Raw genomic sequence first — 25,089 nt, 5'->3', positions numbered from 1 at the left:
AGGGAAAATGCAGGTTTTGAAGCAAGTAAAGTTATTGATGGAAGATACGACACACGCTGGACAACTGCTGCTGTACCAAGTGATGATGTTACAATAGATTTGGGGCAGGAATTTTCTTTTGATGCTATTCGTACCAGATAAATACGTCACTTTCAAAATAGAAACATCGACGGATTATCAGAACTGGCAGTTGTATACGGATCATAGTCATGAGGCAGTTCAGGGATACAAGCAAATGCTGCATCAAAAAGCTGTAAAAGCGAGATATGTAAAAGTTACCGTAAAAAATTCAGAAGACAGAAATGCCTCTCTTTGGGAAGTACAGGTATTAAAAGCAATGTAAAAATTAAGCGAAAATCCACCACAGCATAGAATAGTTTTCGATGAATAAGATCGAAATTGTACCGGCTGCTTCTTTCCTAGGCAATTTGGCACTCTCTTGGTAGTGCATTTAGGCAATATTATTTTAGTAGGTTCTGGGGGTTTCCCAATCAATTAATCTAGATTACCGTAATAGTTTTTAAAAGCATATATCCATCTGTAATGTTGCCAGTAACGCTATCAGCCATATTTTGGCTTAAACTATTTGAAAAGATACTATCCTGTGTGTTGGATCTATCAGGAGCCCCATTATAACCAGATGTTTCATAAACAGCTGCGTATATAGTTGTAGGAAATGCAATTTGTGTTACCAAAAGAGAAGTTCCAGTTGTTGTTCGTACTTCTACGTGTATGTGTGGCGCACGGCCTGGATACCATCCTGGAAATATACTGATAAATGACACTTGCCCATTTGCATTTGTAGTTTGTCTTCCTCTAAGAAAATTTTGGTTAGTATAATTTGTTGTTTGCAGTGAATTTCCTCCATACTGAGAATAGTTACCATCCTTATCACATTGCCAAACATCTACATATACGCCTGCCAATGGAGTGCATCCGTTACTCTGATCTTGAATTGTTAAAGTCATCAACAGAGGTACGCCTGTTCTGTCACCTATTATGCTGGCTCTTATATATTCCAAAGGAGTGAGAATGGGAAAAGGTCCTATAGTTTCAGTTGGAGAAACCGCACAATTATCTGGATTATCAGGAACATTTGCATCTCTTTCATCATCATTAGAACAAGAGGTAACAACTGTAGGTAAGGCTACTATCACACCTAAACCAAGAAGACCATTTCTTAAGAATTCTTTTCTATCCATAATTTTATAAATTTTATGTTTTTGTCAAATACGAGAGAATTTTAGCATAAAAACATTGACATAATTAAATATCAATACGTCAATTTATTCCAATTCAAACTTTACAGTAACATTTCCTGTTCCCAAGGCAGCTACCAATCCTGATGTGTTATTAATTTTTCCTAATCTTGTGTAGCTGTATGAGGTATTAAAACCTTCGTAAAATAATACCAAGCAGTTGTTTCCATAAAGCATCAAATCGCCATTCTGAATAGTTCCTCCAGGTGTTGCATTGGTAGGCAAAGTGCCCGAAAAGTAAAAATATTTTTCATTGCCATTCAGTTCGCTCATATTAATTGTTAGTGGCAATATTGCTTTGAATGCTATAGCCGAAGAATTGTCATAAAGTGTGGCTGTAAAAACAGCAGATCCGACAGTTATTTTCATGTTGCTGCTTGTTGGGTTATCGTTTTCTACACCATTGCCATCGCTTGAATTGTTTGGTGATTCATCGTTTGCACAACTGGCAATACTTATTGTCAACGAGATTAGAATCATCAAAGTAGTACTTAAATATTTCATAGTTTTTTTATTGATTTAGAATGTTCCAGCTTCAATTACATATCTGTACCTCGCTTCTCTATTTACGACTTTATCCCAAGCGTTATTAATTTCACTTGCATTAATCAAGCTATCATTCTTATTCTGATTTTTTTATTTTGTGTATTCTTCTATTGGCGGTCAATACGGTACAACCTACCTTGATCTGTAATTGTATAAAGAGCACCATCAGTCCCTTGTGTTATGTCTCTGAATCGTTGGTTTTGATCTGCTAATAATCTTTCCTCACCTGTTACAAGGTTATTTTCAATTACAAGTCGAACAATGTGCATACCACTAAGTGCTCCAATAAACAAATTATTTTGCCATTCTGGAATGCGGTTACTAGTGTAAAAGGTCATTCCGCTTGGTGAAATTACAGGATCCCAATAATAAACGGGTTGTTGCAAACCTTCTTGTTGTTGAATTCCTTCACCAATAGGTTGCCCACCATACTCAATACCGTAGGAAATAATAGGCCATCCAAAATTTTGTCCGGCAGTAAGACGGTTGATTTCATCACCACCTCTTGGCCCATGTTCGCTTTGCCAAAAGTCACCTGTTATGGGATGTATGGCCATTCCTTGAGGATTTCTATGTCCAATACTGAATAATTCCGGAAGTGCACCTGGTTGTGAAAAAGTAGGATTTCCAGTAGCAGCCTGACCATTTGTAGTGATTCGAATTATTTTGCCTAATGCGACAGTAACGGATTGCGCAAGTGGCCGTGTTGAAATATCTGAACCTTCGCCTGTGCTTACCATTAAGTTTCCCGTTTGATCAAAAAGGATTCGTCCTCCATAATGTGCACTACTGGAACGTGCGGGGTTAGCCCTGTAAATTACTGTAGCGGATTCAATAGTAGTTTCATCATTGGATAATCTTCCTTTGGCTACTGAAGCAACATTGCCTCCAGAAACTACTTCTGAAAAAACCCAATATACCATTCGATTTGTGGTAAATTGAGGATCGATACAAAGACCGAGTAATCCGCCCTGTCCTGCAGCATTTACAGCGGGTATTCCGCCAATAGGATTACTAACTACTCCTTCATTGGTAACGATACGCATGCTTCCTGCTTTTTGGGTAACTAATAATCTACCATCAGATAATGCAGTTATACCCCATGGACTAGTAAGTGCAGTTGTTAGTATATCCGCTTGATAGGCAGAAGTAGCCTGTACAGAACCTATCCTGGTCTGACCTTGAAAAGCTGGAGTATAATTAGTGTTAGCGGCATTAGTTTCTACAGGTTGCGAATTATTAGTAGGATTTGAGTTGTCGTCATTATTTTTCGAACAACTACCCAATGCTAGAATACTAAAAACAATTAAAGAAGTGAGAATTACATTTTTCATACTTTTATTTTAAATTTTTATTGAAGAATTCTGCTAATTTGTCAAAAGGTATCATATCTACTTTATCATACAAATCGCAATGTGTAGCACCAGGCACAATTATTAATTCTTTTGGTTCTGATGCCATTTTGTAAACATCTTCAGAATAGTAGCGAGAATGTGCTTTTTCTCCAGCAATTAGCATGATTGGTCTTGGCGAAAGCAAATCTAAATTTGCGTGCATTGGAAAGTTAAAAAATGAAATCGGCGTTGTAGCAGTCCAAGCTGAATTTGAATTTATTGATCTTGGATGATAACCACGTTTGGTCTTGTAATATGCATAGAAATCAGCCAATACTAGATTTGGATTTTCTGGTAAGGTATCTGGTAAAAGTTTTGTTCCTTTTACAATATTTCCTTTTTCGTCAAACGGAACTTCGTGATATCCTAGAGCATAAGTTCCTTTTTCTGCATCCACCCAACGTTGCTGGCTTAGATAGTCGATAACTTTATGGCGTTGTTCGTTGGTATAGCCGTCCATATAGCTTTTGCTGATGCTACGAGACATATCATACATTGATGCGGTTGCTACGGCTTTAATTCGTGTATCACTTACAGTTGCTGTAATTGCCATTCCGCTCAAACCACATACGGCTAAGGCACCAATTTTGTTTCGGTCAACGTATGATTGTAGACCAAAGTAATCTACTGCAGCACTAAAATCTTCTGTAAAAATATCAGGAGAAGCTACATTACGAACTTCGCCACCACTTTCGCCTGTAAACGAGGGATCGAAAGCCAAAGCTACAAACCCTCTTTTTGCCATTTCATGGGCATATAAACCCGATGATTGTTCTTTAACCGCACCAAATGGACCGCTCAATACTAGAGCGGCATATTTTTTAGCTTTGTCCATATTTTTCGGCATATACAAGTGACCTGCAATCGTAATTCCGTATCGGTTTTTGAATTGCACATTTTCTTTTATCACTTCTTCGCTTAGTTTAAAGGTCAAACTATCATTATTTTTTTTAGCTTCCATTTTATCAGTTTTTGAATTTTGATTACAGGAGTAAGTAATCATTACTAGTGTTGCAAAAGCAATTAATTTTATGTATTTCATTTTTCTAATTTTTAAATTCTAAGTTTTTTAAAATTTTAGCTGGAATTCCCCCAACAATAACATTATCAGGGACATCTTTAGAAACAACAGCACCAGCAGCAACTATCGAATTAATTCCAATTGTAACACCTGGTAAAATTGTTGCCCCTACGCCAATCCATGCACCTTTTTTGATGATTATTGGATTTGAAATAGTAGCTCTCCTTTCGTTGGGATTTAAAGGATGATTGGTCGTAATAAGATTTACTTTTGGACCAATAAGCACATTATCTTCGAGGGTAATTCCACCACGATCCATAAAAGTGCAGGCGTGATTAACAAAAACATTTTTTCCAATAGTGATATTTTCTCCAAAATCTGAATAAAAAGGAGGAATTATAAAAAAAGTATCATCTACTTTTTTACCAATAAGTTCACTAAAAACACTGTTTATCTCTTGTAAATCGTCTGTGATAAGACTATTAAGTTTTGTAGTCGTCCTTATGGCTTTTTTAATAACCTTGAATAAATCTGAATATTTAGGATCATCAAGCTGTATAGTTTCACCTGTTTTGTCTCTAGTAAAAATATTTGTATTTGGTGTTTCCATCTCGTTTATATTTGATTTTGAAAATTTAATGATACTTCATTATTATCAAATACAAAATTACTGCTAACATCAATTAAGATGTTAACAACAATCAAACCGATAGTTAAGAAAATCAAACCTCGGTTGAACGAAAATTTTTAGGATTAGTATTTGTAGCCTTCTTGAAATAGTTGTTAAAGTAGGACGGATATTCGAACCCAAGAGCATAAGCAATGTCGGCTATATTCCAATCGGTGTGCTGTAATAATGCTTTTGCCTCACTGATAATACGCTCTGAAATATGTGTTGAAGTTGATTTTCCAGTGGTATTTTTTACAGCTCGGTTGAGATAATTGACATGTATAAAAAGAGCAGAAGCGTAATCTTGTGGTGTTTTTAATTTTAATGTTCGGTCAATGGTCTCAATTGGAAACTGTCTTTCCAATAATTCAAGGAAAACGGATGCAATACGAGAATTTGCGTTCTTGGTATTTGAATAGTTTTCAGACGGTTGCATTTTTAATGCTTCATGAATGATTAGTTGAAGGTAGTTTCTAATCAAATCATCTTTATGATTATATGTGGTTTCTTGCTCATCAATCATTTTTTCAAAAAGCAGGCTTATGGCTTTATCCTGTTCTTCGTTCAAAACAAGAATTGGTGTTCCATCTATCTTAAAAAGAGACGATTGCAGTAATGAGTCTACACGATTGCTCATTTGGAAAAATTCTTCAGAGAAAAGACAAGCATAACCGCTAAATACAGGTGAAATTGTTTCCCAGGCATATGGAATATTTGGATTTCCAAAGAAAAGAATGGTTTCGTTGGTTTCAAATGTGCGGTCTGCATAATGGATGATATTCTTACCTCTGTTTAGACAAATCTTATAAAAGTCTTTTCTATTGTAAGATCTTATTACGTATGTTGAACTTTCAAAACTATAAGCACTAAATCCTTTTAATTTTAATTCAGGGTCTAAATCTTTAAAACTATTGATTTCTATTTTTTCCATGTAGCAAAGTTATGAAAATCAAATTTATATTTGTTGTTAGATATTTTGTTTATGAAGATTTGCTTTTATAAATACTGTTTGGAATGCTTAATTTTACTTTTAGTGATTTCATATCCTCACTCACCTTTCTATCTAATACTTTTGCGTAATGTTGAGTTGTATGCAGGTTTTTGTGGCCAAGCATTTTACTAACCGTTTCGATGGGTACTCCATTAGTGAGTGTTACAGAAGTAGCAAACGTATGTCTGTCCATATGGAAAGTTATTTCTTTTGGAAAATCACATAGATCACCATTTCTTTTAGATAAGCATTCATTTTTTGGTTAGTAAGTATGGGTAAAATACTATTTTCGTTTAGATATTTAGGGTGATTACTATATTTTTCAATAATTTCTTCAGCTATTGGTAAAATTGGAATTTTAGATTTTGTTTCTGTCTTTTGACGGTTTTTGAAAATCCATTTTTCGCCGTCAATGCCTATACCAATATGGTCTTTTTTCAGTCCTTTTACATCAATGTAAGCTAAGCCGGTGTAACATGAAAAGATGAAGATGTCTCTTACTAATTGTAGTCTTTCAGACGATATTTTTTTGTTATAGATTTTCAATAATTCCTCTTCGGTTAGAAAATCTCTTTCAACTTCTTTCATTTTTCCTTCATATTGAGTTGTTGGGTCTTTATCCAACCAATCTAGTTATTTAATGACCTGGCTTCTTCTGAGTTGCCTTTCATTTTTGATTGTTCCGAAGACCATTTTGATTTGTCAATGAATTTTTTAGTGCTGAATTCAAAACGTTCTCCGTTTACAGTTAGCCTGAAATAAATTGGCAATTGACCGTTTTTATTTGCTTTTGAAGATTTTGCATAAATATGCACAGTGATTTTTGCTTTCATGGTGGTGACCTTTTAATTAGTATTCAATTTAATTTTTAAACTTTTAGCAAACAAGATGTACACTTTTTGAACCAGCATTAAACTGGTTTTTAGTACAGTGTTTACAAGGCTTAAGGGAATTTAGCGAGGCCCAAAATTGTAGAATTTTTTAGGGTCTAGATTTTGTCCCTTTCGTATTAAGATTGAATGAATAATTTGGTATATGCCCCAAAGCAAAAAGCCGATAAATCTTAAGATTTATCGGCTTTTGTGACCATTTTTTTTTAAATGTGTGGAGTGCAGGGACAGCAATCGAACACTTAATACCAATTTTGACGTTTTTCGAAAATATAAAATTAGAATAAGAGGACGTTAAAAATCGCTGTTGTATTTCCATGTTTCTTTTATTAGTGCCAAGTTATTGTTAGTCTGTTTGTTGTATTTTACATTTATAATCTAAAATATAATGTCCATGGAGTAAAATCTAAAAGCTATTGTACCGGAATAGAATAACATGATCTGAATTTAATTAAAGTCTTTTATAGATTCATATGTTTATTTTTTTGCTACAATCTTTATATGGAATTCAATGGAATCAGATATAGTTTGATCGGCTAAAAGATCATAGAATTTTCCTGATTTATAACGGACATTCCATTTTGTTCGATCAATGACCAGCTTGCCTTTCACTTTGACAATTCCTTCCTTAACTTCCATTTTGGCAGGAAAAATAACTGGGTGTGTGATACCTTTAATGGTCAGGTTGCCAGCAACTTTCTTGTTCTCACCATTTATTGATGCAGCCTTAGTAAGTACGATTGTAGAAAAGGGAAATTTTTTAACATCAAAAAAATCAGGATCTTTTAAGTGATTAACAAGTCCGCTATTTCTCCCATGGTTTTCATCTTCAATTGTATTCATGTCGACTTCAACTGTACCACCCATAAGTTGACCGTTTTCAATAATCAGTTCTCCTTTTGATATATAGACATACCCTGTGTGACTGTTTGAACCAATTAGATTTGAACCTTTCCATATTACAGTACTTTCCTTAGTATCAATTACAACATATTTTTCATTCCCAACATGTAAGGATAAGGAGCTTGCCGGTGCATTATTTTTATTTTCCTCTTTTACAGGTCCACGGCAGCCGAAGAAGAAAGGAGCAATAATTAAAATTAAATAAGTGATTGTTAGCTTGTTGTTCATACTATAGAAATTATATTGATTAATAATAATTGATTAAATGATTTTTAAATCAGCAATAAACATTATTTCTGACCAGCTGCACCTTTAAAGTCCGTGATGGTCTTTCCATCATAACGACGCACCCCATCGAAATCGCCAAACCAAATATTTCCTTTATCATCTTCTAAGATCCCGAAGATCATTGGTTTATTTATTATTTCAGTTACAATTGGGGCTACATCGGTCAATGTCTTTTCATCATAGCGCGAAAGTACCCAACCCTGAACATTAGCACTTTCTGAACTAGTCCAAATATTGCCTTTTCTATCTTCGTAGATATAACCAACAAACTTCTGACTAAAATTGGTAAATGTACTGCCGTCATAGCGCCAAAGGCCATCATAACCACCCAGCCAGATATTGCCTTTTTTATCTTTGATTATCGAACGGACGTTGGCAAAAGGTTTGCCGGCTGCATTGGTTATAGTGGTAAATGTCTTTCCGTCATAAACAAAGGCATAGCCCCTTGTACCAAACCAAAGTTTTTTTGTTTTGTCTTCAATGATAGCATTAACATCATTATGCATCCAACTAACTTCTGGAAGCGAATGTTGGTAAACTGAACTATGCAGAGAATCAGCAGGAGTAACGGCGGGGGCTTCTTTCATTTTAAAATTCCGAAAGGATTTCCCATCGTAACGGCTTGCTCCGTTTTCAGTACTGAACCAAATAGTACCGGTTTTATCTTCATAAATATCTCCAACCCGATCACTCGCTAGCCCATCCTTAGTTGTAAAATTTTGAAAAGATTTCCCATCGTAATAATAAACACCTGAGCCAACAGAAGTGAACCAGAAATTTCCTTTTCTATCTTCTAAAACAGAAAAGAAGCGGGCCGCACTCACTTTACTGGTGATGTTGGTAAAAGATTTTCCATCATATTTAAAAACACCCTCCCATGAAGCAATCCAAATATTGCCCTTTCTATCTTGCTTGATGGTACGAACAATGCTGTTGGGTCCTTGAGAAGTGGATACGTCTTTGGTTTCAACGGCATCCTGAGTGCCATTTTTTTGTTGCCCTTGTACGGGAAAATTGACTACTCCTGCCAGCATGATAATCAAGCTGTATAAAACATTTGTTTTATTTTTCATATATGTAAAATTTATTTGTTAGCGGTCATATTGGTATCACCTTTTACTTACTGGTGTTTGTTTGCATAAACTTGTTCTTAGTGACGATTTCATATCTTATCCAATTGTTTCAGCGAATTTAATTTGATATTTTTCGGCTTGAGGGATTTGAATTGTAAATAAAAATGTAAACTTTGTAAATAAAAACTTGACATTATGCATTTTAGTCGAAATCTCCTCTCCGGAAAACGCAAATACCTGTTAGGGTTGATACTACTCTTATCGATCTCTTTAATCTGCGTGGCTTTCAGTACAGAGGATGGTGATGACTTTGCTATCGCAAGAAGGGAAGTTTTACTCCGCAGGATCGGACATGAGATACTCTTACAATCGGAGGACAGTACATCAAGGGTGCTTCCGGTAAAAAAGATTGCAGAAAATGAATACCAAATCAGGTTTGAAAATGATCTTACTTTTCAACCGGACTCTCTGGTGAATACGGCCAGGCGTTTGTTGGCCAAAGACCCGCTCGCACATAATTATATTGTTAACGTTCTGAACTGTGGCAACTCTAGTGTAGCCTATGGATTTGCCGTATCCAAAAATAAGAAAGAAGATATTGTAGCCTGTATAGGAAGAAAGCAGCCCATAGCATGTTACATGATTAACATTAAATTCAAACCGAATGGGTTGGCTACAGTAAAGAATGAATATTTTTTGGGTGGTCTGTCATTTTTAGCATTTATTGGTTTTATTTTTTTGAGATCTGTTAAGCCACGAAGAGATTTACCTGACAGTCAACATACTAATAGGTTCACTTTGGGTTCAGTGTTGTTCGATGCGAAGAATCGGAAGCTTATCATGAATGAAAAGACAATAGATCTGACCGCAACGGAAACCCGTGTATTGCTCATTTTTGCATTGTCTCCCAACGAGACCATAGAGAGAAGCCGGCTGCAAAAAGAAATATGGGAAGATGAAGGTGTTATTGTGGGGCGTAGTCTGGATATGTTCATATCAAAACTTAGAAAAAAACTGGAATATGATCCGAACATCAAAATTGTTGTTATACGTGGCAAAGGATATAGGCTTGAAATCAGCTCTTAAGAAAAATTTGTTTCGTAAGGTTTAAGATTAAATGAATAATTTGCTACTTGCCTAAAAACAAAAACCCCACAAACTGTAAGATTTGTGGGGTTTTGAAACTAATTGTAGTAACTTGTGGAGTGTCAGGGACAGCAATCGAACACTTAATACCAATTTTGACGTTCTTTGAAACTATAAAATGATATTTTAAAATTGAGGATCTTAAAAAATATGTTCCCAAGACTTATGTGTGTCGTATATTTCTAAGGCTGGTGCAAAAAACAATTAAAAACAAGAGAAATAATTATTTATTAACTTTTTTACTGTCATTTGGTGCTTCATTTCTATCGAACATTCCATAATCTCGAATAACCTGAGCAATTCGTAAATGGTAGTCTTTAAAAATAAATTCTCGCCCTTTCGATTGTGCGTTTCTATGCATTTCAAGATTTCTCCATTCCCGAATCGCCTCTTCATCTTTCCAAAAAGATAAAGACAATATTTTTTTTGGATTATAAATACTTTGAAATCTCTCAATGGAGATAAATCCATTTATTTTTTCTAATTCTGGTTTTAAACTTAAAGCAATATCCAAATATTCCTGTTTATGATCACCGCTTGGAATTACCTCAAAAATCACTGCAATATTATGTTTATTAATTTCTTTAAAATTAATTCCTTGTTTTAAAAAAGAAAGTACTTCATCATATAAATCATTTCTGCTTTTTTCTAAATGCAAAACGTGAGTACCTTTTTCAATAACAACATATTTTTTTGACTGCACGTTTTCTAAAGCAGTAAATAAATTTCCAGCATCAAGATTATTTGGGTATTTGTCCCATTCGCCTCTAATAATTAATGTTTTTGATTTAATATCTTTAGGATTAAAATACGGTTTATTGTGCATCAAATCTTCAACATCCTGTGAAGGTCCAGATGGAAAACGAATGCTTTCGCTTTTAAATTTTACTACTAAAGGATCATTTTTTGCCCAAATGCTTCCCCAATTCTCGAAAATTTCAGGTTCTAATCGACAAATTTTACCATTTGGAGTTAAATTTTTCATTCTCTCAATTCTTTCTTTTGGTGTCATTTCATTATAAGAACCTTCAATGTTTTCAATTGCAGAAGTCTCATTTCTAGGCGTTATTGTTGCAAACAGCACCAATTTCTCTATTCTTTCTGGGAATTTTGTTGCAAACAATCCAGCAACTGTACCGCCCCAGGAATGTCCGATTAAATAAATTTTATTTTTACCTGTTTTCTTTAAGATCATTTCAACTGCTTTTTCAACATCTAAACAAACATCAGTTGCCCGCCCGACAACTTTAGTTCTTTTAGAGGTACTTTCCATTTCGGGATAACGGTCAGAATTTCCATAGCCTAGAAAGTCAAGTCCGTAAACATCATAACCATTAGAGGATAAACTGCTCATCCAGGAAACATTATTCATTTTAAAACCAAAAGAAAGTGCAGTTGGAAATGTTGAACCGTGAAGAAAAAGAATTGGATAGTCATTTGAAACAACATTTGGCACAATATGATTTATAGCTATTTCTAAATTTGAAATATGACTTTGAGTTTTTAAAATTTCCATAGTATTGATTTGATTAAATTGAGAGATGTCATTTTTGTTTTGTGAAAATAATGGAACAAAAGTCAAAGAAACCAATAATAAAGTCAGTTTTGTATTTTTCATTTTGAATAAGTTTTTCACAAATATAAAAACGCATTATCTTTAACACTTAAATTTAGACTTAACAATGCTTGTAATAGTATGAATACTGAAATAAGTGAAATAAGCGCTTTGATAGGCAATCCAATGAGGTCTGTAATTTTATGGACTTTGCTTGACAATAGAGCCTACACTGCAATCGAATTATCCAATATAGTAGAAACTTCAGCTCAAAATATTAGTATCCATTTGTCAAAATTGGTAAATGCCGAACTTTTGAGTGTTGAAAGTCAGGGAAGACATAAATATTACAAAATATCAAATCAAGAAGTGGCTTCGGCAATTGAAGGAATTGCAAACTTAATCCCTAAAGATAAGCATAGAAAAATTTTCACTAACAATTCCGATATTAAACACTGTAGAACTTGTTATGACCATTTGGCTGGAAAAATTGGTGTAGAAATTACGGAAAAATTGCTCTCAGAAAATTATCTTAAACTAAAAAATAAAGTATATCTAATTACAGAAAAAGGCGAACTATTTTTCAAAGATTTTGGCATTGACCTTTTGGAATTAAAAAAGCAAAGAAGGACATTTGCAAAACCTTGTTTAGATTGGAGTGAAAGAAAACATCATATTTCTGGATCACTGGCAACGGCTATTTTAAATAAAATGTTAGAATTAGATTGGATTAGAAAAATCGCTAACTCCAGAGCAATAATGATAACATCTAAAGGGAAAAAAGAATTTAATGAAAAACTAAATTTAAATATTCAAAACGAGACTTAAATAAAAAACAAAGCCACTGTCTTCCAGTGGCTTTGTTTGTCTTTCTGTGGGCTGTCAGGGATTACAGTCGAACACTTAATACCAATTTTGATGTTTTTCGAAAATATAAAATGAAGTATTCGGTAAAACAAGAGGATGTTGGTTCGTTGCTATTTTTCCGCTCGTTCTGTCAGTACTTCTTTCAGTGCGTTTGTTCCGTTAATTGCAGATGGAAAACCAGAATAAACAGTCATTAAAAGCATTATTTCTTTTATTTCAATTTCGGTAAGTCCGATGTTCAGACCTGCGTTAATATGAAATTTGAGTTGTGGTTGTGCTGTTCCTAAAACCGTTAATGCAGAGATGGTTGCAATTTGTCTGTATTTGTTGCTTAAATTATCTCTTGAAAAAATGTCTCCGTAGCCGTATTCCAATGTGAATTTTAACAATTCAGGCGAAAAATCATTGTAAGCTTTTTTTAATCTGTCCAATTGAAAACTGTCCAATTTTGACAATTCTTGTTCTCCTAATTTTAATCTGTCTGATTTTGTTTCTGTAGCCGATTTTCCGATTTTGTCTTTAAGTCCGTGTTTTTGTCTTTCTTCCAAAACTTCTTTCAAAGTGTTCATTGCATTGATACAACTTGGGAAACCCGAATAAACAGACATTTGCAAAATGACTTCTTTCAGTTCGTTGATTGAGCTTCCTGTATTCAAAGCTCCGTTGATATGTACTTTTAACTGTGGTTGAGCGGTTCCCATCGCAGTTAATGCGGCTACTACTGCAATTTCTTTGGATTTTAAATCTAAACCATCTCTCATGTAAATGTCGCCAAAAGCATATTCAATGATAAAAATTCCCAAATCGGGAGAAATATCTTTCAAACCTTCAATTACTTTTTCTCCTGCTTCTCCATCTATTTCTTTGAGTTTTTCCCAACCTGTTTTAAATCTTTCTGATCGCATTGTTTTTGATTTTATTTGTCCGCTTGCATTGATGCTCAATACTAAGAGCGAAATAATTGCAACTAATCTCATCTTTTTTACAGACAAAATTAGCTTCAACGCCACCTGTTTTGTTAGGACTTTTTTTCTTTTTTTAGGTACTTTTTCTGAAACTCGGCAGGAGAATAAGCAGTTTTCTTTTTGAAAATTCGTGAAAAATAAGAGTTGTCTTCAAATCCCAATTTAAAAGCAATTTCACTTGTATTTAACGAAGAATACAACATCAATCTTTTTGCTTCGGTTATCTTAATGTCTAATTGAAGTTGCTTTGTGGTAAATCCTGTTTCATCTTTGCAGGTCTGGTTTAGGATTTCTGTAGTAACACTGAGTTTTTCGGCATATTGTTCAATTGCCAGGTTTTTATCTAAATTTTCACTAACCATTTTTTTAAATTTCGTAATGGTATCGCTTTTTTTTGATGTTTCAGAACTACTCAAAAGTGAAAATAAATAAGGAATTGCTGTCCGTTGATTATTCTTTGACAACATTCGTTTAAAAATTTCTTCAATGAAATTATAATCGTCTTTTTCTATGTCAACAAACGGAAATGAAAAGTCAAGGTTTAGCTGTTTTGCAAGCGGTTCTTCAATAAGCAAAAAATATCCGCAACTGTCAATGGAGTAGTTCCAATTGTGGATTTGTTTCGGGTTGATGGTAAAAACTCTGTTTTGCTGAATTTTGTATTCGTCAAAATCAATTACATTAATTCCGCTTCCTTGCGTAAACCAAACTACCGAATAAAAAGCGTGTCTGTGAGGCCATTCAATTTCGGGGTCTGGTGTATCTTCAAAAACGCCAACAGAATATTCAGTCGGTTTGGTTAGTTCGGGAATTATGTCAGTTATTTGATAGACTTTCATTTAGCACGGAGTTTGGTTTCAATTACCGCTAATTTATAGCACATATTAACCTCTTTATATATCATCAATATCGTATTTAAATTTAATAAATTCTTTTATATGAGCTTTGGTTATCTTGTAGCGAACGTATGTTGCTTTAGCAAATTCTTTCGGGACTAAGGCGTAAATTTCATTATTATGCATTTGGAATTCTTCCAGTACTTTAGCCTTTGACGCTATTTTTCCAAGTATGCAATCAATAATCTTTTGGGAAGTAATCGTTCTGTCGTTATACATCAAATCCATTCTAAATTGATTGATCTTGATTACCAAAAAGTCTAAAAATAAGTTAATAGTCCTTGCATCTTCTTTAGTACCGACCGCTCATTTTGTTTTCTCATCCCATTTATTCATATCCCACTTACGTTTTGTGGAGATTTCTTTAGGAATTCCATCAACGGTAATTCTCAGATAGATATACCTATTTGCTGGTTTCCGCGGGGTTTTCAAAAAGAAGATTATTCCAAAACTAATTTCTAGCATAGTTCAACAGTTTAAATTTCATAAATGTAGAACTCTATAACCCAAAAAACAAATCATCAACAATATATAACACTGATTATCAAATATTTAATATGATTAAAATGCGTTTTCGAGTAAATATCAAGGTGACAGAAATTTCTCCATTTCCTAGATTTTCGGTATTGAGTTATAAAAACGAAATGATTATAAACTTAATTCACATAGTTTAAATCTAAATATTAGCAAGAGCCAACCCGTATCCAGTAGCTATTAATGATTACATACATGTTTGCCTGAATACAATAGTCGACTACCTGCTTTGATTAATTCTTTCATTTCTACTATTTATTTACATTTTTTGCAGTCTTTGTGATCATCCTTTTTATTTAAAACCTATAGCACCTGCAACATTCTGTCATTTTAATTTTTAATTATTTTTATAATATTCGTTCATAATGTACCAGGCTTTTTTCTTTTCACCATTTTCAGAGATTAAACCTTTCCTATTATAGCCCTTCTGATACATTGGATTCATTCTTCCCAACGATCTGTAATCATATAATATCCAAGGACAAACACCACTTAAATTAGGAATGGTGTTAAACATTTCTATCTGATTCTTATAAATCTGCTCCTGATATTGTTCAGACCAGGAAGAAGCTTGGTCTGGCGGATCATTTCTGTTTCCATATAATGCTTCTCCTCCAAACTCAGAGATAAATACAGGTTTATTAGAAAAATCTATTTTCCATTTCACTTCGGAAGGTTTTCCCTGCCAGGGAATATACCAGCCTATGTACTCATTAATAGCTATTAAATCGGAATAATTATAAAGTGGGTCCCATACATTGAATGAATTGTTTGTATAACCTTGTGTATTTATAACGTGGGTTACCAATCTGGCAGGATCAATTTCCCTGCATTTTTTAGTTAGGTCAATAAGTGCTTTATCCCTGTTTGGAGTGCCAGAGTACGTTTCATTTGAAAGACTCCAGATTACAACTCCACATCGGTTTTTATCTCTGCTAATCATTTCCTGCAGCATTAGTTCTATCTTTTGAGGAACAAGACTGTCATCAAATTTAATATGCTGGTAGACCGGCAGTTCGCTCCACACCATCAGCCCCATTTTTTCGGCTTCCTTAATCATATTTTCACTGTGCGGATAATGCGCTAATCTAACCATATTACAACCCAATTCTTTAGCTGAATTCAACAATATCCTGACATCTTCCAATGAAAATGCTCTTGCTTTTTTCATTGGATTTTCTTCATGAATATTTACTGCCTTAAGAAAAACAGGCTTTTTGTTCAGTAAGATTTCACTTCCTTTAGTTTCAATACTCCTAAAACCAATTTCGTCAACAATAGAATCAGTTTCACTTTCTACAATTACTTTGTAAAGTTTAGGCGTTTCAGGTGACCAAAGCTTGAATTGAGAGGAAAACTCAAGCTTTGCATAACCACTGTTATTCGTTTTTGTTCTGTAAACAATATTTAGTTCCGGTATTCTTACCGTAATCTTTTGGTTTGGTTTTTCGCCATTTAGCTGAATCCATCCCGAAACATCATTCAAACTGCCTTTTTTCAATTGAATAAAATAATCGTGGATGTAAGTTCTTTGGGTTTGTATAATTTCCACATCGCGTGTAATGCCTCCATAATTCAGCCAATCATAGCCGTAACCAGGAATACCGTTCCCTAAACGACGGTTATCAACTTTTATAATTATTGTATTATCGCCATCTTTTAGTTTATCGGTAACTTCAAATTGAAACGGTGTGAAGCCTCCCTCATGACTGCCCAATTTTTCTTCGTTCAAATATACATCTGCAATATAATTTACTGCACCAAAATACAGAAACTGTCTTGAATTCTTCTGCTTCAAAACGGTTACCTTTTTTTTGTACCATACAGTACCTTCATAAAAAGTCAACTCACACAGCTGCGAGTTAAAATCACCCGGAACATTCAGTTCTGGTGCACCGTCAAATGAATATTCGAAAAAATCCGTTTTTTTCTCGGGCTTTGGTTCTATCCAAAATTTTTTCCAGTCGCCAATGTTTCCCTGATCAAGCATTATCTTCCATTTCCCATTCAAACTAGTTGAATTGCGGGATTCAAAATTAACCATTGCTGTTTGGGCATTTGTTATGCCTGCTGAAATGACTGTCGATAAAATCATTGACAGTCTTAATATTTTTCGTAATTGATTCATTTTTTTTAAATTTTATACTTTTCTACTCAGATACAAGATATTGATTTTATAAAAATTTAAAACCTTTCCCATTCAAAGAATAATAGAATTATAAAAATCCTTACTACCTTCAACTTTCAAATAACATAGTATCATGCGGAATTTCCACTTCGCATGCTGTATGAACTCGTGTACCCATTTTATAACGGAAAAGCGGTTGTGCTTGCCTTTTCTATTTTTTTAAAAAAGGTCGTTATTTGACTGACTCGGGTAGAAGATTGTCATCCCGGCTTCGTCTCACTGCTGTGTTTTCTTTAATGAGAACATAGTGGCAGCTGAAAAAATCAATATGTTCCTGCCTTCGTCCTGCAAAATCGGCAAATCATTATCGTCCAAATTAAGCGGGCTTGCTTTCAATCGCAGTGAACCCATATAAAATCGTTGTAATGTCTTATTTCAAAATAAAGTCAACTGTACCCCTGATATCGGTGGCTGAAGCTCCAATCATAATTTTGAAATTACCGGGTTCTGCAATCCATTCCTTTTTTTTGTCATCATAATAAGAAAGAGCCTCTTTTGTCAAGGTGAAACTGACTGTTTTTTCCTCTCCCGGTTCTAAGGAAATTTTCTCAAACCCTTTTAGTTCTTTAAGCGGACGGGGCAAACTCGATTTTTCATCATTGACATACAATTGTACCACTTCTTTGCCCGCAACTTTTCCTGTGTTTTTTACCGGAATTGTCACAACTAATGAATCGGCTGTTGTTATTGATTTTGAAGAAACTGTGGGTTTTCCGTATTGGAATGTGGTATAACTCAATCCATATCCGAATGGGAAAAGGACTGGAATTTTTTTAGTATCAAACCAACGGTATCCAACTAAAATATCCTCTTTGTAATACACGTTGGCGCCATCACCCGGATAACAGGATTTGTCAAAGGCATGTGCCCCAACATCTTCCAGTTTTTTAGGAAATGAGACAGGGAGTTTCCCTGAAGGGTTTACTTCACCGGAAATAATATCGGCCAAAGCATTTCCCGCCTCAGAGCCGAGGTACCAACCTTGTACAACTGCTGGTGTTTTATCCAGCCAGGGCATCAAAACCGCATTTCCGCTTAGTAAAATCACGGCAGTATTTTTATTGGCTTTCTGTATCGCTTCAATGAGTTTATCTTGTCCGAATGGTAAACTAAGCGATTGACGGTCACCACTTTCACAATCCTGAAAATAATTTTTATTCAACCCGCCAACAAAAAGAACCACATCGGCATGACGGGCAACTTCAATAGCCGCAGTTTGCAAGGAGTCTATATTTAATTTAGAAGGCTCTTCCGATCCATATAGTGGGCGGCCTGAAGCATATCCCATGCTGTAAACAATATGATCTTCACCGTATTTATTCTTTAATCCCTCTAATGGTGTAATTTCATAAGCCGCTTTCAGCGACGTAGAACCTCCCCCAACAATCAGGCTGCGTACAGCATTTTCGCCTATCACGGCAATCTTTGTGTATTTTCCTTGTGGAATAGGCAAAAACTGTTTGTCATTTTTAAGCAGGACAATACCTTCATCTGCTATTTGTCTGGCTGCCAAGCTATGTTCGGGCGATACAAAACGTCCAAATGGGCGATTGGCACTCATGGTAGTGCGAAAAATCATCCGCAGGATACGGCTTGCTTTATCATCAAGTTTCGACATTTCATATTCTCTCGATTTAATTCCTTTCAGGAACGGATCGGCCAAATAATAGCTGGAAAAAGGGAAATGTCCTTGTGTTGTCAATCCATTGGTATAAGTACCCATCTCAATATCAAGTCCGCCATTGACAGCTTCATCGGTATTGTGTACGCCGCCCCAGTCGCTGACCACCACGCCATCGAACTTCCAATCAGTTTTCAGGATCTTATTCAACAAAATGTCGTTGTGACAGCTATGCACACTCCATATTTTGTTATAGGCGCCCATGATGGACCACACTTTTCCTTCCTGAACCGCAGCTTTAAAGGCTGGAAGATAAATTTCGTGCAGCGCCCGGTCGCTTACATTCACATTGATTTCGCCACGGGAAATTTCCTGGTTGTTCAATGCAAAATGCTTTACGCACGCAGCAACCCCATTGGACTGTACGCCCTGAATGTATGGAACCACCATGCGTGAGGCCAAAAAAGGATCTTCGCCCATATATTCAAAATTCCGGCCATTGAGCGGGGTACGATAAATATTGACTCCAGGTCCCAACAACATGGTTTTGTTTCGGTATCGGGCTTCCTCTCCAATAGATTTACCATACAGCAGCGATATCTCGGAATTGAATGTTGCCGCAAGACATGTTAATGCAGGAAAAGCGGTGCAGGAGTCATTTGTCCATTGCGCCCCGCTCCATTCATCCCATAATTTCTCATCGCTCACACCATGCGATCCATCAGAAGACCATACATCCGGAATGCCCAGACGGGGAACTCCTTTTGAACTGAATTTTGACTGGGCATGGCAAAGTGCCACTTTTTCTTCTAATGTCATTCGTGACAAGGCATCTTTTATACGAACTTCTATAGGTTTACTTGTATCCAGGTAAACAGGCTCTTGTGCCCATCCGCAGACAGACAACAGACTAAATAGTAATATTAAAATGCTTATTTTTCTTTTTTTCATGATATTTGTATTCTTTTGTATTATTGTTCTAAACAATCATCAGGCTTAGTTTAAATAACAGAGGATTATTTCAGGATATTTTAACTACTTTTCCGGATGAATTATAATGGCAAAACCGCCTCCAGCAGCCATATTTACTGTCAATTTATCCGTATTTGTCACTTTAAGCATTTCACGTTTATAATCTGTAGGATCTTTATCCGCGTTAATTCCATCTTTAAAAATTTCTGCCGTGAAGTTTCCCTTTCCAAGGAAAGACAGATCTATTTCCATTTCCCTGACCGACCAGTTTGTTAAACCGCCTACAAACCATACATTGCCTTTTTTTCTGGCGATGGCCGCATATTCTCCAACCTTTCCGTCAAGTGCAACTGTATCATCAAAAGTGGTGGGGATTTTAGCTATAAAACTGGTACTTTCCGGCTCTTTCTCATATGCCGTAGGACTATCAGCCATCATTTGCAGAGGTGACTCATAAACAACATACATGCCTAGCTGATGGCATCTTGTACCCTGACTCATAGGAAGCGAATTACTTGGCCGGAAATCTGCTTTTGTCGCATTTCGCATAGCTCCTGGTGTATAATCCATAGGTCCGGCCAGCATTCTTATAAAGGGGATAGCAGTTTCATAGTGCGGCATATCATCACTTGGCGTCCATTTGGCGTTTTCCAAGCCTTTAACCCCTTCAAAATTGACAATATTTGGGTATACTCGTTGAATACCAGTGGGTTTATACATTCCATGATAGTCAATAAGAAGTTTATAAGAAGCCGCTTTTTCAGCAATATTATAGATCGACTTCACCATTTTTTGATCATCACGATCTATAAAATCAATTTTAAAACCCTTTACTCCCATTTTGGAATACTTGGAAAAAGCATCATCCAGAACCAGATTTATGGCATACCAGGAAGCCCAGAGAATAATTCCAACATTTTTTTGCTTTCCATAATTGATAAGTTCTTCAATATCCATAGTGGGTGAAATCTTCAGTATATTTGTTTCTTCACTCCACCCCTCGTCCAGCACTACATACTCTATGTTATTTTTGGAAGCAAAATCAATGTAATATTTGTAGGTCTGCGTATTTATCCCGGCTTTAAAATCAACTTTAGATAGATTCCAGTCATTCCACCAATCCCAGGCAACTTTGCCGGCTTTTATCCAGCTTATATCCGAAATTTGTGAAGGTGAAGAAAGTTTTTGAACCATATCATTATTCAGTAGCTCTTTGTCATTCTCACTAATTATTACTGCCCTCCACGGAAAATTGCGGCTGCCGTTTGTTTTAGCAATGTAATTTTCTCTCTTCACCACCATATAGTTCATTTTATTATAACCTCCTAAACGTTCCTCTTTCGGGTAACGGGCAAATACTCCCTGCAGGCCGTACGGTGTCTGACTGCCGCGGGTTAAGAACATACCCGGATAGTCCTCCAGTTCAGCTTCTATCACAGCAGCTTTCTTTCCGTTTCCTAAATCGACCAGAAGCGGGCAAAGAGCCAGTGAATCTTTTACAAATTTAGAGAGGGGTATTTCATCATACGTGGCTTCGAAAGCAGAGATATACATATCTTTTTCCCTTAAGTCGCGTACATAAGGAACAAAAGCTTTATGATCTTCGCTGAAGTTAAAATTAGCTTCTTCAGACTCAATAACGATCTGTTCTTTGCTGGTTGTAAAAAAACGATAAGCAGCCCCATCATTGTAGGCTCTTAATATCAAACCAAAACCACCCTTAAAGCTTATGGTCAGCTGATTATATTCATCGTTAACCGTTTTCTTTTTATAAACAGGCGTTTCAAAAAAAGTATTCGAATACGATTTTTTACTGCCGACAACTTTTGCATTGTTACCTAAGACTACTCCGCTGCCTAATGTTAATGAGATAGCAGAAGGTGCTACAACTTGTGTGTTTTCATGCTTGACAGACCACCGAATTTTTGCGCCGCTTTCCAAAGCCATGTCAATCTTGCCGTTTGGAGACTTCAGGTGAAGTTCCTGCGCAGCTCCGCTTGCTGATAAAAATATAAAAATAACTGCCTGTAGAAAAATCTTTTTCATTTGATATATTGATTATTATAATTACTATTTACGTGTTTTTGATATCTTTCGAATGTATTGTTAAAAATAGGCTATGAAAAAGTTCAGCTTACCTATATCATCTCTTGAAAAATCAGTTTTGGTATCAACTGTGCCAACTAATATGTATCTGTTTAAGTATCTGAACACAATCGTTCTGAATAAAACCCATAATAACATCCCCCCCTGCCAGCTATTACTTTTATCCATAACCTTACTATGGTCGATTTATAGTAAAAGCGCTTTTTTTTCATTAAGCAAATTTGACAAGAAAAACACCAAACTATGGTACATTTTGTATCAAAAGATAGCCGTAATTGTTGTAATAATCATATTATTACCAATATGCATCAGTATAAAATTAAATCTGTAAATAATTCGTAAGAAGATCTCTATTAAGAAAAAATATTCATCTGCTTTAAAATTAGATTTGCCTCTATTAATTAATAAGGCCTCTTTCTTTGAGCCATCTGCTGCATGCCTCGCTCCAATAAGATTCGGTACCGCCGGATTTAGCAAGGCCGTAACCGTGCCCTCCTCTTTCGTAGATATGAAGTTCACAAGGAATTTTATATTTCTTCAAAGCTAATGCATATTCCATACTGTTTTCTACTGGTACAGCAGCATCATCCATTGAATGAACCAAAAATGCCGGTGGTGTTTCACTAGTAACCTGTAACTCATTTGAAAAATGTTTTACTTGTTCCGAAGAAGGATTTTCACCCAGCAGATTAACTCTGGATCCCATGTGTGTTATATCCTCCCGCATCGATATTACAGGATATATCAGCAATGAAAAATCAGGGCGTGCACTAGTTGTATCAGCTGGATCATATACTTTTTCATTGAAATGGGCTGAAAGACTAGAAGCGAGATGCCCACCTGCGGAAAAACCCATTATGCCGATTTTTTTTGGATTGATTTCCCAATTTTTGGCATGACTTCTTACCAATCGGACAGCCTGCTGCCCATCTTGCAATGGACCTGCAGACTTATCTGTCATTATACTGATATCTGGTAATCTATATTTTAACACAAATGCTGTAATACCTAGACCATTTAACCACTGCGCAATCTGTTTTCCTTCGTGTCCAACAGCCATTCCAGCATAGCCCCCGCCAGAACAGATTATAACTGCAGTGCCTGTTGATTTTTCTGAAGGGGCGGGATACATATCGAGTCTTGGATTTGTAACAGACTGCATCCAGCTGTCTTCTGAATTAGTCTCTTTATAATCCGATTTAGAAATAGCGCCGGGTATTTTCTTGTCCCAAAGATTAATTACTTTACTTTGGGCAAATGTTTCTCCAGCGATCATTAACAGAAAAAACAGTGTTGTCCCGATTCTTTTTATTTTTAAGGTACTTCTCATTTTAATTTATCTAAATATTATCTAATTTTTTTCATTAACATATTTATAGCTGTATATAATCTCATTTTTAGTTCTTCCAGCAATTAAATTTTAGACTAGTGTTACTGCCACTGTTTTTCCGTTTAGCTGAAATCCATTTTCATCTGTAAATTTTATAGAACAAATCCCAAAATCTGTCTTTGTTTCGTCAACCATTTTTTTACCTTTTAAAATCTGAATCTGAGTCTGATATAAAAAAGGCGTTTCCAGAGTCCAAAGCCTAGGATTTGACACTTGTATAGTTTGGGTTAATTCTTTCTCGTTATGAGTCGGAAGTTCAACTTGTGTCTGGCGGTTTCCGGCTTTTTTAGAAGTGTTTGAAAGAAGTGTTTTTACAACAATGCTCTGTCCAGATTCTGTTTCATTTTTTATCTTGGTTTTTTACCAGTATAACTGCTTTTTTTGAAGACACCTCAGGAATTGAAATGTCACCCCCAATGTGCAACATGTATAGGATCGGTAACGACCATCCAAACATGACGATAAATTCCCGAACCTGAGTACTAGCGGCTGTTCATTTTATTATTATTAATACATTCTTATAAATAATAGATAATTTATTCTCTTATCTCTTAACTTGATGTTCTTGCAATTCTTTAGACCATTTTTATATTTAGTACATTTAAATATTAAATAATCAAAACAAACTCAAGAAGAAACGTTAGAGTTTAACCCCTAACAGACGCAGCATTTCAAAACCATATCTTCTGCCCAGTTCCCTATAACCATTAGAATCAAAATGGGCACTGTCTTGTCCAGTACAACCATCTGAAGAAATTACATGTGCCGTTGAAATCACATTAGGCAACGTTCTTATAATCGGATTCATACCTGAACAGCAATTTTTTTCACCGGAAAATAATTCTCCTGCTAAAAGAGGAACTGAATTAGCATTTAAAGAAAGGTCGGTCATCATGTCTCCATAAATTTTCTTTACGTAGGATGGCCATTGTTGCTGACCATTGTTTGTTTCTCCCTGATGCAAAAGAATCCCTTTGATCACACCATCCTTTTGTGCTAATTTTGCCAAGTCGATAAGATACTGATAAGGACTTCCATTATAACCAGTTATCTGATTAGTAAACCAGCTATCTGTAGATGTGGAATCATAATCCAGGTACTTATCTTTATCAAACAGCCTGATATCACAACCGGCAACAGAAACATTAATAATACCCACAGTAATATTATCCGGTAATTTTTCAACCATAGTCCTTCCAAAATAATCGGCAGGTGAAAGACCTGAACCGCATTGGCAAGTAGGTGCAACAGCAGTGTACCAAGTTGCTTTTGTTCTGTTAAGGTTGGGGCAATCCAGTGGCTGTAACAGCTTGAATCGGCTATTCCCTACTTTGTCCTGACTTTCAATAGGTGCTGCGCCATGCATATTCGATTGTCCGAAACAAAGAAAGATGTAAAAATTGGGATCTTTTGGAGTAACAGCAACATCCTTAGAAACCTGTGATACATAAACTGTTCGTAGGATCTTTCCATTATTGAGGGAAATGTTCAATATTGCTGAGCGCGTTGAACCTGTAACATTTAGTTCTGCTGTCAACTTAATTGCTATGTCACCACCATTGCCACTGGTTTTACTTAATTGTAACCATGATGCTACACCATTAACACTCCAATGGTCATTACTTGTAACAGTTATATCTGTTGTACCCCCTTCTGCTGGTAAGGAAATCGATTTTTTAGAAATATCCAATAATGGTTCTATATCATCATTTGCATTTCCGCATGATGTTGTGGTAACCCATAAAAGAGTTATTAAGATTATTCTGCTAAAAAACATGGCATTCATAATAATTAAATTTTTCATATTATTTCTT

General features: G+C 35.5%; 25 protein-coding genes. 3 read left to right on the top strand and 22 right to left on the bottom strand.

What is annotated here, in order from left to right; genetic code table 11:
* Positions 1-121: 121 nt before the first annotated feature.
* Positions 122-343, top strand: coding sequence for a discoidin domain-containing protein (locus tag J2W48_RS11000; protein ID WP_310281221.1), 222 nt, complete (start codon positions 122-124; stop codon positions 341-343).
* A gap of 157 nt (positions 344-500) precedes the next feature.
* On the opposite strand, the gene J2W48_RS10995 is transcribed toward J2W48_RS11000, so the two are convergent.
* From J2W48_RS10995 to J2W48_RS10945, 11 genes are all read right to left on the bottom strand, one after another.
* On the bottom strand, positions 501-1,202 hold the full coding sequence (locus J2W48_RS10995) for a dioxygenase family protein (protein ID WP_310281219.1): 702 nt from the start codon (positions 1,200-1,202) through the stop codon (positions 501-503).
* A gap of 84 nt (positions 1,203-1,286) precedes the next feature.
* Positions 1,287-1,763 (bottom strand): cyclophilin-like fold protein, encoded by a 477-nt coding sequence (locus tag J2W48_RS10990; protein WP_310281217.1) that lies wholly within the window; start codon positions 1,761-1,763, stop codon positions 1,287-1,289.
* Positions 1,764-1,912: 149 nt separating this feature from the next.
* The gene (locus J2W48_RS10985) at positions 1,913-3,139 is read right to left on the bottom strand and encodes a PQQ-dependent sugar dehydrogenase (RefSeq protein ID WP_310281216.1); all 1,227 of its coding nucleotides are present in this window, start codon (positions 3,137-3,139) and stop codon (positions 1,913-1,915) included.
* Positions 3,140-3,143: 4 nt separating this feature from the next.
* A complete protein-coding gene (locus tag J2W48_RS10980; RefSeq protein ID WP_409025174.1) occupies positions 3,144-4,241 on the bottom strand; it encodes an alpha/beta hydrolase in 1,098 nt (365 codons plus the stop codon).
* A gap of 4 nt (positions 4,242-4,245) precedes the next feature.
* Positions 4,246-4,830: a sugar O-acetyltransferase gene (locus tag J2W48_RS10975; protein WP_310281214.1), complete on the bottom strand. Its 585-nt coding sequence runs from the start codon at positions 4,828-4,830 to the stop codon at positions 4,246-4,248.
* Between the two features lie 112 nt (positions 4,831-4,942).
* On the bottom strand, positions 4,943-5,821 hold the full coding sequence (locus J2W48_RS10970; protein WP_310281212.1) for a helix-turn-helix domain-containing protein: 879 nt from the start codon (positions 5,819-5,821) through the stop codon (positions 4,943-4,945).
* Between the two features lie 49 nt (positions 5,822-5,870).
* Positions 5,871-6,074, bottom strand: coding sequence for a tyrosine-type recombinase/integrase (locus J2W48_RS10965; RefSeq protein ID WP_310281210.1), 204 nt, complete (start codon positions 6,072-6,074; stop codon positions 5,871-5,873).
* An 8-nt stretch (positions 6,075-6,082) separates the two neighbouring features.
* Positions 6,083-6,505, bottom strand: a complete 423-nt coding sequence (locus tag J2W48_RS10960; protein ID WP_310281208.1) for a site-specific integrase — start codon at positions 6,503-6,505, stop codon at positions 6,083-6,085.
* 5 nt (positions 6,506-6,510) lie between these two features.
* Positions 6,511-6,714: an Arm DNA-binding domain-containing protein gene (locus J2W48_RS10955; RefSeq protein WP_310281206.1), complete on the bottom strand. Its 204-nt coding sequence runs from the start codon at positions 6,712-6,714 to the stop codon at positions 6,511-6,513.
* Positions 6,715-7,248: 534 nt separating this feature from the next.
* The gene (locus tag J2W48_RS10950) at positions 7,249-7,902 is read right to left on the bottom strand and encodes a YceI family protein (protein ID WP_310281203.1); all 654 of its coding nucleotides are present in this window, start codon (positions 7,900-7,902) and stop codon (positions 7,249-7,251) included.
* 62 nt (positions 7,903-7,964) lie between these two features.
* On the bottom strand, positions 7,965-8,996 hold the full coding sequence (locus tag J2W48_RS10945; RefSeq protein WP_310281201.1) for a ligand-binding sensor domain-containing protein: 1,032 nt from the start codon (positions 8,994-8,996) through the stop codon (positions 7,965-7,967).
* Positions 8,997-9,314: 318 nt separating this feature from the next.
* Between J2W48_RS10945 and J2W48_RS10940 the strand changes: the two genes are divergently transcribed.
* Complete coding sequence (locus J2W48_RS10940; protein WP_310281199.1) at positions 9,315-10,121, top strand: winged helix-turn-helix domain-containing protein; 807 nt, start codon at positions 9,315-9,317, stop codon at positions 10,119-10,121.
* Positions 10,122-10,404: 283 nt separating this feature from the next.
* On the opposite strand, the gene J2W48_RS10935 is transcribed toward J2W48_RS10940, so the two are convergent.
* Positions 10,405-11,799, bottom strand: coding sequence for an alpha/beta fold hydrolase (locus J2W48_RS10935; RefSeq protein WP_310281197.1), 1,395 nt, complete (start codon positions 11,797-11,799; stop codon positions 10,405-10,407).
* A 78-nt stretch (positions 11,800-11,877) separates the two neighbouring features.
* On the opposite strand from J2W48_RS10935, the gene J2W48_RS10930 reads away from it, so the two are divergent.
* Positions 11,878-12,564: an ArsR/SmtB family transcription factor gene (locus tag J2W48_RS10930; protein ID WP_310281195.1), complete on the top strand. Its 687-nt coding sequence runs from the start codon at positions 11,878-11,880 to the stop codon at positions 12,562-12,564.
* 149 nt (positions 12,565-12,713) lie between these two features.
* Here J2W48_RS10930 and J2W48_RS10925 read toward each other — a convergent pair whose 3' ends face one another.
* The 10 genes from J2W48_RS10925 to J2W48_RS10885 form a co-directional block, all read right to left on the bottom strand.
* Positions 12,714-13,580, bottom strand: coding sequence for a carboxymuconolactone decarboxylase family protein (locus tag J2W48_RS10925; protein WP_310281193.1), 867 nt, complete (start codon positions 13,578-13,580; stop codon positions 12,714-12,716).
* Positions 13,581-13,621: 41 nt separating this feature from the next.
* Positions 13,622-14,407: a helix-turn-helix domain-containing protein gene (locus tag J2W48_RS10920; protein WP_310281192.1), complete on the bottom strand. Its 786-nt coding sequence runs from the start codon at positions 14,405-14,407 to the stop codon at positions 13,622-13,624.
* A gap of 54 nt (positions 14,408-14,461) precedes the next feature.
* Positions 14,462-14,719 (bottom strand): hypothetical protein, encoded by a 258-nt coding sequence (locus J2W48_RS10915; RefSeq protein WP_310281191.1) that lies wholly within the window; start codon positions 14,717-14,719, stop codon positions 14,462-14,464.
* Between the two features lie 51 nt (positions 14,720-14,770).
* A complete protein-coding gene (locus J2W48_RS23100; protein WP_409025173.1) occupies positions 14,771-14,929 on the bottom strand; it encodes a hypothetical protein in 159 nt (52 codons plus the stop codon).
* A 406-nt stretch (positions 14,930-15,335) separates the two neighbouring features.
* On the bottom strand, positions 15,336-17,126 hold the full coding sequence (locus J2W48_RS10910; RefSeq protein WP_310281189.1) for a glycoside hydrolase family 2 protein: 1,791 nt from the start codon (positions 17,124-17,126) through the stop codon (positions 15,336-15,338).
* Between the two features lie 430 nt (positions 17,127-17,556).
* Positions 17,557-19,758: a glycoside hydrolase family 3 C-terminal domain-containing protein gene (locus J2W48_RS10905; protein ID WP_310281187.1), complete on the bottom strand. Its 2,202-nt coding sequence runs from the start codon at positions 19,756-19,758 to the stop codon at positions 17,557-17,559.
* Between the two features lie 84 nt (positions 19,759-19,842).
* Positions 19,843-21,825 (bottom strand): glycoside hydrolase family 97 protein, encoded by a 1,983-nt coding sequence (locus tag J2W48_RS10900; RefSeq protein ID WP_310281185.1) that lies wholly within the window; start codon positions 21,823-21,825, stop codon positions 19,843-19,845.
* Positions 21,826-22,282: 457 nt separating this feature from the next.
* Positions 22,283-23,215, bottom strand: a complete 933-nt coding sequence (locus tag J2W48_RS10895) for an alpha/beta hydrolase (RefSeq protein WP_310281183.1) — start codon at positions 23,213-23,215, stop codon at positions 22,283-22,285.
* 90 nt (positions 23,216-23,305) lie between these two features.
* Positions 23,306-23,596 carry a hypothetical protein gene (locus J2W48_RS10890; RefSeq protein ID WP_310281341.1) on the bottom strand — a complete coding sequence of 97 codons (291 nt, stop codon included), beginning with the start codon at positions 23,594-23,596 and terminating at the stop codon, positions 23,306-23,308.
* A gap of 319 nt (positions 23,597-23,915) precedes the next feature.
* The gene (locus tag J2W48_RS10885) at positions 23,916-25,079 is read right to left on the bottom strand and encodes a sialate O-acetylesterase (RefSeq protein WP_310281181.1); all 1,164 of its coding nucleotides are present in this window, start codon (positions 25,077-25,079) and stop codon (positions 23,916-23,918) included.
* Positions 25,080-25,089: the final 10 nt, after the last annotated feature.

Origin of the sequence: Flavobacterium piscis, assembly GCF_031457575.1 — a bacterium.
GTDB lineage: Bacteria > Bacteroidota > Bacteroidia > Flavobacteriales > Flavobacteriaceae > Flavobacterium > Flavobacterium piscis_A.
This window is presented reverse-complemented; position numbering and strand designations above follow the sequence as displayed.

Coding starts and splice junctions, on each gene's coding strand:
- J2W48_RS11000 (WP_310281221.1), top strand. CDS start 122: ATGCTATTCGTACCAGATAAATACGTCACTTTCAAAATAGAAACATCG.
- J2W48_RS10995 (WP_310281219.1), bottom strand. CDS start 1,202: ATGGATAGAAAAGAATTCTTAAGAAATGGTCTTCTTGGTTTAGGTGTG.
- J2W48_RS10990 (WP_310281217.1), bottom strand. CDS start 1,763: ATGAAATATTTAAGTACTACTTTGATGATTCTAATCTCGTTGACAATA.
- J2W48_RS10985 (WP_310281216.1), bottom strand. CDS start 3,139: ATGAAAAATGTAATTCTCACTTCTTTAATTGTTTTTAGTATTCTAGCA.
- J2W48_RS10980 (WP_409025174.1), bottom strand. CDS start 4,241: ATGAAATACATAAAATTAATTGCTTTTGCAACACTAGTAATGATTACT.
- J2W48_RS10975 (WP_310281214.1), bottom strand. CDS start 4,830: ATGGAAACACCAAATACAAATATTTTTACTAGAGACAAAACAGGTGAA.
- J2W48_RS10970 (WP_310281212.1), bottom strand. CDS start 5,821: ATGGAAAAAATAGAAATCAATAGTTTTAAAGATTTAGACCCTGAATTA.
- J2W48_RS10965 (WP_310281210.1), bottom strand. CDS start 6,074: ATGGACAGACATACGTTTGCTACTTCTGTAACACTCACTAATGGAGTA.
- J2W48_RS10955 (WP_310281206.1), bottom strand. CDS start 6,714: ATGAAAGCAAAAATCACTGTGCATATTTATGCAAAATCTTCAAAAGCA.
- J2W48_RS10950 (WP_310281203.1), bottom strand. CDS start 7,902: ATGAACAACAAGCTAACAATCACTTATTTAATTTTAATTATTGCTCCT.
- J2W48_RS10945 (WP_310281201.1), bottom strand. CDS start 8,996: ATGCTGGCAGGAGTAGTCAATTTTCCCGTACAAGGGCAACAAAAAAAT.
- J2W48_RS10935 (WP_310281197.1), bottom strand. CDS start 11,799: ATGAAAAATACAAAACTGACTTTATTATTGGTTTCTTTGACTTTTGTT.
- J2W48_RS10930 (WP_310281195.1), top strand. CDS start 11,878: ATGAATACTGAAATAAGTGAAATAAGCGCTTTGATAGGCAATCCAATG.
- J2W48_RS10925 (WP_310281193.1), bottom strand. CDS start 13,580: ATGAGATTAGTTGCAATTATTTCGCTCTTAGTATTGAGCATCAATGCA.
- J2W48_RS10920 (WP_310281192.1), bottom strand. CDS start 14,407: ATGAAAGTCTATCAAATAACTGACATAATTCCCGAACTAACCAAACCG.
- J2W48_RS23100 (WP_409025173.1), bottom strand. CDS start 14,929: ATGCTAGAAATTAGTTTTGGAATAATCTTCTTTTTGAAAACCCCGCGG.
- J2W48_RS10910 (WP_310281189.1), bottom strand. CDS start 17,126: ATGAATCAATTACGAAAAATATTAAGACTGTCAATGATTTTATCGACA.
- J2W48_RS10905 (WP_310281187.1), bottom strand. CDS start 19,758: ATGAAAAAAAGAAAAATAAGCATTTTAATATTACTATTTAGTCTGTTG.
- J2W48_RS10900 (WP_310281185.1), bottom strand. CDS start 21,825: ATGAAAAAGATTTTTCTACAGGCAGTTATTTTTATATTTTTATCAGCA.
- J2W48_RS10895 (WP_310281183.1), bottom strand. CDS start 23,215: ATGAGAAGTACCTTAAAAATAAAAAGAATCGGGACAACACTGTTTTTT.
- J2W48_RS10885 (WP_310281181.1), bottom strand. CDS start 25,079: ATGAAAAATTTAATTATTATGAATGCCATGTTTTTTAGCAGAATAATC.